Origin of the sequence: Mycobacterium sp. E1715 (assembly GCF_001667625.1) — a bacterium.
Taxonomy (GTDB): Bacteria; Actinomycetota; Actinomycetes; order Mycobacteriales; family Mycobacteriaceae; genus Mycobacterium.
In genome coordinates this window covers 1-8,637 of sequence record NZ_LZJJ01000358.1, presented here as the reverse complement: position 1 = coordinate 8,637, position 8,637 = coordinate 1, and the positions used below count along the sequence as shown (strand labels likewise).

The 8,637-nt window shown below is 69.3% G+C and carries 8 protein-coding genes and 1 riboswitch; of the genes, 6 read left to right on the top strand and 2 right to left on the bottom strand.

Annotated elements, in window-relative coordinates; genetic code table 11:
* From A9X03_RS29890 to ileS, 5 genes are all read left to right on the top strand, one after another.
* Window positions 1-362: hypothetical protein (locus A9X03_RS29890; RefSeq protein WP_197696097.1), on the top strand; the 362-nt coding region annotated here is incomplete at its 5' end.
* A gap of 129 nt (window positions 363-491) precedes the next feature.
* Window positions 492-1,073 (top strand): carboxymuconolactone decarboxylase family protein, encoded by a 582-nt coding sequence (locus A9X03_RS17885; protein ID WP_067749045.1) that lies wholly within the window; start codon window positions 492-494, stop codon window positions 1,071-1,073.
* Between the two features lie 32 nt (window positions 1,074-1,105).
* The gene (locus A9X03_RS17880; RefSeq protein WP_067749039.1) at window positions 1,106-2,230 is read left to right on the top strand and encodes a nitronate monooxygenase; all 1,125 of its coding nucleotides are present in this window, start codon (window positions 1,106-1,108) and stop codon (window positions 2,228-2,230) included.
* 299 nt (window positions 2,231-2,529) lie between these two features.
* Window positions 2,530-2,699: riboswitch (M-box (ykoK) riboswitch) on the top strand.
* A 289-nt stretch (window positions 2,700-2,988) separates the two neighbouring features.
* Window positions 2,989-3,228, top strand: coding sequence for an Rv1535 family protein (locus A9X03_RS17875; protein WP_067749036.1), 240 nt, complete (start codon window positions 2,989-2,991; stop codon window positions 3,226-3,228).
* Window positions 3,229-3,566: 338 nt separating this feature from the next.
* Window positions 3,567-6,689 carry an isoleucine--tRNA ligase gene (ileS, locus tag A9X03_RS17870; RefSeq protein ID WP_068262218.1) on the top strand — a complete coding sequence of 1,041 codons (3,123 nt, stop codon included), beginning with the start codon at window positions 3,567-3,569 and terminating at the stop codon, window positions 6,687-6,689.
* Window positions 6,690-6,864: 175 nt separating this feature from the next.
* Here the strand turns inward: ileS and A9X03_RS29885 are convergent, their stop codons facing one another.
* Together A9X03_RS29885 and A9X03_RS17860 are read right to left on the bottom strand one after the other, a co-directional pair.
* Entirely contained in the window at window positions 6,865-7,587 is a 723-nt protein-coding gene (locus A9X03_RS29885; RefSeq protein ID WP_067749032.1) for an SHOCT domain-containing protein, read from the bottom strand.
* 115 nt (window positions 7,588-7,702) lie between these two features.
* Entirely contained in the window at window positions 7,703-8,125 is a 423-nt protein-coding gene (locus A9X03_RS17860) for a hypothetical protein (protein WP_156675507.1), read from the bottom strand.
* A 229-nt stretch (window positions 8,126-8,354) separates the two neighbouring features.
* Here A9X03_RS17860 and A9X03_RS17855 point away from each other — a divergent pair.
* On the top strand, window positions 8,355-8,637 hold a 283-nt coding region (locus A9X03_RS17855), incomplete at its 3' end, for a hypothetical protein (RefSeq protein ID WP_197696096.1).

The following is an 8,637-nucleotide window of genomic DNA, read 5'->3' as shown; positions in this document are numbered from 1 at the left end:
TGAACCCGCACGACGACGGCATCGGCATCGACGAGTACGTCGACTGGCTGATCGAGGCCGGCTACCCGATCGAGCGCGTCGACGACTTCGGGGAGTGGCTGCGACGGTTCGAGGCCGCGCTGCGCGAGTTGCCGGAGCGGCAACGCCACCACTCGGTGCTGCCGCTGCTGCAATTGCCGGGCGCGCAGCAGGTCGAGCCCGCGGAGCCGGCCCGCGGTCCACTCGCCCCCGCCGATCGGTTCCGCGCCGCGGTGCGGGAGGCCAAGATCGGCCAGGACGGCGACGAACCGGACATCCCGCACGTGTCCGCGCCGGTGATCGTCAAGTACGTCACCGACCTGCAACTGCTCGGCCTGCTGTAAACGTCAGAGCGGCAAGGGTTTTCGCGCGAACGAGCGCAATGCCCGGCATTCGGGCCACGTCGGGGCGAAGCCTGACTACCATGACCGATGATCGTGACGGTGTCCCGCCAGCACACGAAAGTGTTCACCATGACAACAGCTCGCGTGCCCAAACTGCCGCTCGACGAAGCCACGGCCGCCGCCGACGAAGCGGCCGTGCCCAACTACATGGCCGAACTGAGCATCTTCCAGGTGCTGCTGAATCACCCGCAGCTGGCGCGCGCGATCAACGACCTGCTCGCCACCATGCTCTGGCACGGCGCGCTCGACCCGCGGCTGCGCGAGTTGGTGATCATGCGGATCGGCTGGCTCACCGCCTGCGACTACGAGTGGACGCAGCACTGGCGGGTCGCGTCCCGGCTCGGCGTGGCCCCCGACGACCTCGTCGGCGTGCGCGACTGGCAGGCGCACGACGGGTTCGGGCCCGCCGAACGGGCCGTGCTGGCCGCCACCGACGACGTGGTGCGCGACGGGGCGGTGAGCGCCGGGAGCTGGGCGGCCTGCGAGCGTGAATTGCAAGGCGACACAACGGTTCTCATCGAGCTCGTCACCGCGATCGGCGCGTGGCGGATGGTCTCGTCGATCCTGCAGAGCCTGCAGGTCCCGCTCGAAGAGGGGGTGTCCAGCTGGCCGCCGGACGGCCGGTCGCCCGCGGAAGCCGTCGTCGATTGACATATCGATCGGTGGCTCTTTAGCGTCGGGCAATGCGTACCAGAGTCGCCGAAATGCTCGGCGTCGAGTTTCCGATCTGCGCGTTCAGCCACTGCCGCGACGTGGTGGCCGCGGTGACCAATGCGGGCGGGTTCGGCGTCCTCGGCGCGGTGGCGCACAGCCCCCAGCGGCTGGAGAGCGAACTGACCTGGATCTCCGAGCAGACCGGCGGCAAGCCCTTCGGGGTGGACCTGCTGCTGCCGCCCAAGTACGTCGGCGCGGACGAGGGCGGCATCGACGCCGCACAGGTGCGGGCGCGGCTGCCCGAGGAGCACCGCGCGTTCGTCGACGACATCCTGGCCCGCTACGGGATCACCGCGCCGCCCCAGGAGTCGCGCGGCTCCGCGGGCGGCCTCAACATCTCGCCGAAGGGCTACGAGCCGCTGCTGGAGGTGGCGTTCGCCCACCGCATCCGGCTGATCGCCAGCGCGCTCGGCCCACCCCCGGCGGACCTGGTCGAACGCGCCCACGACCGCGACGTGCTGGTGGCCGCGCTGGCCGGCACCACGCGGCACGCCCAACGGCACGCGGCCGCCGGTGTCGACCTGATCGTCGCGCAGGGCACCGAGGCCGGGGGGCACACCGGCGAGGTCGCCACCATGGTCCTGGTGCCCGAGGTCGTCGACGCGGTGGCGCCGGTCCCCGTTCTCGCCGCGGGCGGCATCGCCCGCGGCCGCCAGATCGCGGCGGCCCTGGCCCTCGGCGCCGAGGGCGTCTGGTGCGGGTCGGTGTGGCTGACCACCGAAGAGGCCGAGACGCCGCCGGTGGTCAGGGACAAGTTCCTGGCGGCCACCTCGTCGGACACCGTGCGATCGCGATCGATGACGGGCAAGCCGGCGCGGATGCTGCGCACGGCCTGGACCGACGAATGGGACCGCCCGGAAAAGCCCGACCCGCTCGGCATGCCGCTGCAGACCGCCCTGGTCACCGAGCCGCAGGTGCGCATCAACGCCGCGGCCGCGCACCCCGGGGCCAAGGCGCGCGAGCTGGCCACCTACTTCGTCGGCCAGGTGGTCGGCTCGCTCGACCGGGTTCGCCCCGCGCGAACGGTGGTGCTCGACATGGTCGAGGAGTTCATCGACACCATCGGGCGGCTCGAGGGCTTGATCGAGCGGTGACGCCCGCCGGCGCCGTTTCGCGAGTGCGCCCACGGCTTTCGGCGTGCGCCCGCGGCGGCGACACGCCGACGGCCTCCGCCCGGGACGCACGCGCGTCCGCGCCCGGCCTTGCCGGCCGCCACGAGCCGACCGGCAAACCGGAAATGAACAAAAGATGTCCAGCGGCCGCGTCGTACGTCCAGGTCAGGGGAGTGATACTGGCAAAAACCTGTGCGGCCGCCGCGCAGAATCGTAAAGATTGCGCAACCCCGCGCCGATGAGTTTGACCCCACCGGACCCGTCGTGCATTATCGGTCGGGTATGCACCTCGTTAGGTGAGGCGTCTACACGAATACAGGCCACTGACCCCGAACGTCGAAAGACGCCCCGGGTCAGGACAGCTCCTCCCGGCTTAAGGGTTGAGCCCAGGTGGCTTCCGGACAACCGGACACGTCGTGTGGTGCCAAAGCTCTGACGAGAGGGGTGCGGATCGCCGACGGTCGTCGGGTTTCTGCTCCTCATGCTGCGCGCAAATCGTGTGCGGACGCTCCGCGCGCGTCGTGACCGCGAGGAGGTGAGGGACACATGAGTTCCAGCGATAGTCCGGATCGAAGTCCGAACTCCGTCTCGTCCCGATCCGGTCTCCGGCACGGCGTCCTCGGCTGAGGCGTCGCAAACGCTAACTGGCTTATCGGCCAAGCGTTCTGGGATCGGAACCGCTACGGGACGGGGCACGTCCATCCAATCAGTCCCCCGTTCGAACCCGTCAGGAGACGACCATGACCGCAGCTCTGTACGACGAAGTGGTAACCGTAGCGCCCGCCCGCAAGTTGACGGTGGTGCGCGACGTCGAGACGACTCGGGCCCCCGCGCCCAAGAAGGCCACCCGCCGGGGCAACCCGCAGCCCGTTCTCGCGGGCGACCCGTTGGTGGAGGGCGCCACCCGGCTGTTGAGCATCCCGCTGCGCCACCTGTACGCGGCGCTGCTGCGGGCCGGTGTGCTCGAAATCCAGGCCTGACTCCCATGGGCAGCGACCAACCAGGGCTCCAAGGGGCTACCCGGCCGCAGGTGTTTCCTGAGGCCAGGTAGCCCCTTGGGGTCCTTCGCCTGAGTAGAATCGGGCCATCGGCGTCGATCCGGCATCACCGGGGAGCCTTCGGAAGAACAGCCGGCTGCTTTCCCTGGCCGGCTCAGTAGAACCGAACGGGCGGGCCCGTCACAGCCTTCCAACGAGCGGCCACGCGACGGCGTGGCAAGCGGGGTGGTACCGCGGCGCTCGCGCAGACAGCGCGTCGTCGTCCCCATTAGGCCCTACCAGTGCCGGGCGGCACTGAGGCACAGGAGACGACGCACCACGTGACCGAGAACGCTGACGTCAAGGCCTACCCGAAGCCGGAAGGCGCGCCCGACTTCCCGGCTCTGGAACTGGAAGTCCTCGACTACTGGGCGCAGGACGACACCTTCCGCGCCAGCATCGCCCGTCGCGACGGCGCCGAAGAATACGTCTTCTACGACGGCCCGCCGTTCGCCAACGGGCTGCCGCACTACGGGCACCTGCTCACCGGCTACGTGAAGGACATCGTGCCGCGGTACCGCACCATGCGCGGCTACAAGGTGGAGCGCCGGTTCGGCTGGGACACGCACGGATTGCCCGCCGAACTCGAGGTCGAGCGCCAACTCGGGATCAACGACAAGTCGCAGATCGACGACATGGGGATCGCCGCGTTCAACGACGCGTGCCGCGCGTCGGTGTTGCGTTACACCGACGAGTGGCGGGCGTACGTGACCCGTCAGGCCCGCTGGGTCGATTTCGACAACGACTACAAGACGCTCGATCTGCCCTACATGGAATCGGTGATCTGGGCGTTCAAGCAGCTGTGGGACAGGGGGCTTGCCTACGAGGGTTACCGCGTCCTGCCGTACTGCTGGCGCGACGAAACCCCGTTGTCCAACCACGAATTGCGCATGGACGACGACGTTTACCAGAGCAGGCAGGACCCGGCGCTGACGGTCGGGTTCAAGGTGGTCGGCGGCGCGCTGGACGGCGCGCACCTGCTGGTGTGGACGACGACGCCGTGGACCCTGCCGTCGAACCTGGCGGTCGCCGTCAACCCCGACGTCACCTACGTCGAGGTCCGCTCCGGCGACCATCGGTTCGTGCTGGCGCAGCCGCGGCTGGCCGCCTACGCGCGCGAGCTCGGGGAAGAACCCGAGATCCTGGGCACCTACTCCGGCGCCGACCTGCTGGGCACGCGCTACCTTCCGCCGTTCCCGTACTTCATGGACAATCCCAAGGCTTTTCAGGTGCTGCCCGGGGAGTTCGTCACCACCGAGGACGGCACCGGCATCGTGCACATGGCCCCGGCCTACGGCGAGGACGACATGGCCACCACCGACAAGGTGGGCATCGTGCCGGTGACACCGGTCGATGCCAAGGGCCGCTTCGACGCCACGGTGCCGGATTACCAGGGGCAGCGCGTCTTTGACGCCAACCCGCACATCATCCGCGACCTGAAGAATGGCAGCGGACCGACGGCCGCCAACGGCGCCGTGCTGCTGCGCCACGAAACCTACGAGCACCCCTACCCGCACTGCTGGCGCTGCCGCAACCCGCTGATCTACCGGGCGGTGTCGTCGTGGTTCGTCGCGGTCACCGCATTCCGCGACCGCATGGTGGAGCTCAATCAGCAGATCACCTGGTACCCCGAACACGTCAAGGACGGTCAGTTCGGCAAGTGGCTGCAGGGTGCCCGCGACTGGTCGATCTCGCGAAACCGCTACTGGGGCAGCCCGATTCCGGTGTGGAAGTCCGACGACCCCGCCTACCCGCGCATCGACGTCTACGGCAGCCTCGACGAGCTGGAGCGCGACTTCGGGGTGCGGCCGGACAACCTGCACCGTCCCTACATCGACGAGCTGACCCGTCCCAATCCCGACGACCCGACCGGTCGCAGCACCATGCGGCGCATCCCCGACGTGCTCGATGTGTGGTTCGACTCGGGTTCCATGCCGTACGCCCAGGTGCACTACCCGTTCGAGAATCGCGACTGGTTCGACGGCCACTATCCCGGCGACTTCATCGTCGAGTACATCGGGCAGACCCGCGGCTGGTTCTACACGCTGCACGTGCTGGCCACCGCGCTGTTCGACCGGCCGTCCTTCAAAACCTGTGTCGCGCACGGCATCGTGCTGGGTTCCGACGGCCAGAAGATGAGCAAATCGCTGCGCAACTACCCGGACGTGTCCGAGGTGTTCGACCGCGACGGCTCCGATGCCATGCGGTGGTTCTTGATGGCGTCGCCGATCCTGCGCGGCGGCAACCTGATCGTCACCGAGCAGGGCATCCGCGAGGGCGTGCGCCAGGTCCTGCTGCCGCTGTGGAACGCCTACAGCTTCCTGGCCCTCTACGCGCCCAAAGTCGGGACCTGGCGCACCGATTCGCGGCAGGCGCTGGACCGCTACATCCTGGCCAAGCTCGCCGAGCTACGCGACGACCTCACCCGCGAAATGGACGGCTGCGACATCTCCCGGGCCTGCGAGCACCTGCGTCAGTTCACCGAGGCGTTGACGAATTGGTATGTGCGACGGTCGCGTTCGCGGTTCTGGGAGGAGGACCCCGACGCCATCGACACCCTGCACACCGTGCTCGAGGTGACGGCCAGGCTGGCCGCGCCGCTGCTCCCGTCGGTCACCGAGATCATCTGGCGCGGCCTCACCGGCGGGCGCTCGGTGCATCTCACCGACTGGCCGGACGCCGAAGCGCTGCCCGCCGACCCCGGCCTGGTCGCCGCGATGGACCAGGTGCGCGAGGTGTGCTCGGCCGCGTCGTCGCTGCGCAAGGCCAAGAAGCTGCGTGTGCGCCTGCCGTTGCCGAGGTTGATTGTGGCAGTGGAGAATCCGCGCAGACTGGAGCCGTTCGCCGATCTGATCGCCGACGAGCTCAACGTCAAGAGCGTCGAGCTGACCGACGCGATCGACACCTACGGCTCCTTCGAGCTCACGGTCAACGCCCGGGTGGCCGGGCCGCGGCTGGGCAAGGACGTGCAGGCCGCCATCAAGGCGGTCAAGGCGGGGGAGGGTGTCGTCAACCCCGACGGCACGCTGACCGCGGGACCCGCGGTGCTGTTGCCCGAGGAATACAGCTCGCGGCTGGTCGCCGCCGACCCGGAGTTCACTGCCGCGCTGCCCGACGGGGCTGGACTGGTGGTGCTGGACGGCACCGTGACACCGGAGCTGGAGGCCGAGGGCTGGGCCAAGGACCGCATCCGCGAACTGCAGGAGCTGCGCAAGTCGACCGGCCTGGACGTGTCCGACCGGATCTCGGTGGTGATGTCGGTGCCCGCGGAGCGGGCCGACTGGGCGCGCACCCACCGCGACCTGATCGCCGGCGAGATCCTTGCCACCCGTTTCGAATTCGGTGAGCCGGCCGACGGCGTCGACATCGGCGACGGCGTCCGGGTGGGCATCGCCAAGGCGTAGCCGCCGTCAGGGGCACATGAAGGCGGTCGGTGGGCATGGCCTTCGCGCCGATCTCGTCGTGGCGGTAGGAAACGAGCAACAGCACGGGCATAGCCGGGGTTGACCGCGCGCCCCGCGCAACGACGTGCCGCGGTCTGGCGGCGCCCGCGGGTCCGCGCCCGCCGACCCTCGCGACTCAGATCGCCGCGATGATCTCGGCCCGCTTGCGGGTGTAGTCCGCGTCGGTGATCGCCCCGGTCGCGCGCAGCTCCTCGAGCTCCCGCAGGCGCTCGGCGGCCGGACGTTGCGGCGCGGCGCTCGCGACGATGTCTTCGAGCCGCCGGCCGCCGATGACGATGTTCGGCCCGGCACCTTGGGGCGCCGCCGCCGCGCCCAGTGCGTCGATGATGCGTTGGCCCGACTCGTCCTTGGCGATGACGAAGGCGTGCGGCAGGCCCGGGATGCGCTGACCGGAAGCCGCACGCTGCGCGGCGATCTGCTGCGCCACCCGGCCGCTGTCGCCGTCGATCGGCAGCCACAGGGTGATGATCTGCCGGTCGTCGGCCAGCCCGCGCGCCCTGGCCGCCACGTCGTTGCCGGCCTGGGCCCGAAAGCCCGAGCGGTCCCACGCCTTGAGCACGTTGCCGGGCACCAGGACGCCACGGTGCTGCTTGTCTTCGAGCGCGTAGACGCCAGACGCGGTGACGGCCAGGATGAAACTCTTCGGTAGGCCGGTGCCGTTGGGCACGCTTCGCCAATTCACCTCGCCCCCGCCCGACGGATACATCTGCATGGCTTTGGTCGACGTCTGCTCGCATCGCGTGGCCGCCTCGACCGGCTGACGCAGGATCTCCGATGCCACGGCGGCGGCCTGCTGGTTGAGCGCCGGGTCGTGCTGCGCGCGGGCCCTGAACTTCATGGTCTTTCCTTTCGCGTGTGCCCTCGGGCGATGGTCTGCATCCGTATGCAAGCGAACCGTCCCGGCCGCGCTCCCGATCCCAACAATTCGGCCTCGGCGGCGCCGGCCCCTCGTCTCACCGGGTCTCGTCGTTCCGTAACCGTCGGGCCGAGATGCATTGCGCGACAGCGTCGTACCCTTCGTCCAGCGCTACCATTCCCCGATTGGTGGGATGCCAGTTGTCGGGCTTTCCCTCGCCCCCGACGCTCAGGTACACCAGTTCGCTGTGCTCTAACACCTGCAGGGCCTCGCGCACGGGCGCGACCAGCCTCTTGAAGCTCATGGCTCGCTGACCGCGGGAGGTGAACTCCGCCCGGCGGGCCACCCATTTGATGAAGTCGTACTGGGTCAACGGTTTGCCGCGCTTGGGCCCGTCGGGCCCGAATGCGGCCATGAGTTGCGCGGCCAGCTCCTCCGTCGGCGGCAGTGCGACCAGGCGGGCGAACTCGGCGTCTCTGGCGCGCCGTGCCTCGACCCGCGCCGCCTTCAGGGTCCCCAACAATGACACGGCAGTCCTCTCACGTCCGATTTCCCGAGCGCTCGCAACCTACTATGCGCCAGCGCACCGCTTCAGCGCATGAGGTATCGCCGCATATTCGGCCCGGGGCGAAGAACGCGTGGGGTCGCGGAGAAAAAGGTTCCGAAAATGTGTCCGCGCCGTCCGGGCCGGCCGCTCCTACCTGTGACGGCGGCCCACCAGGGCCGCGAGCAGAGTGAAGGAACACGCCATGAGCACCATCGAAGACTTCAGGTCGACGACTTTCGCCGCCACCCCGTACGAGGATCTCACCGTCGCCGAGGCGTGGGCGTCGAGCCCGCTTGGCGACCCCGAGCTCGAGGATGGCTCGCTGTCTGGACCCGTCGCGCCTGAGGACCCTGCGGCCACGCCCGTGACCGCGAAGCCACGCTCGGGGGGAACGAAGGCCCTGGTCGCCGGGGCCGTGGTCGCGGCGCGGGCTGACCGCCGCCCTGCTGCTGACCACCGCCCTGCTGACTGCCACCTTGCTTGGG

Excerpts from the sequence above, each read along its gene's own strand:
- A9X03_RS17885 (WP_067749045.1), top strand. The coding sequence starts at position 492 with ATGACAACAGCTCGCGTGCCCAAACTGCCGCTCGACGAAGCCACGGCC.
- A9X03_RS17880 (WP_067749039.1), top strand. The coding sequence starts at position 1,106 with ATGCGTACCAGAGTCGCCGAAATGCTCGGCGTCGAGTTTCCGATCTGC.
- A9X03_RS17875 (WP_067749036.1), top strand. The coding sequence starts at position 2,989 with ATGACCGCAGCTCTGTACGACGAAGTGGTAACCGTAGCGCCCGCCCGC.
- A9X03_RS29885 (WP_067749032.1), bottom strand. The coding sequence starts at position 7,587 with ATGAAGTTCAGGGCCCGCGCGCAGCACGACCCGGCGCTCAACCAGCAG.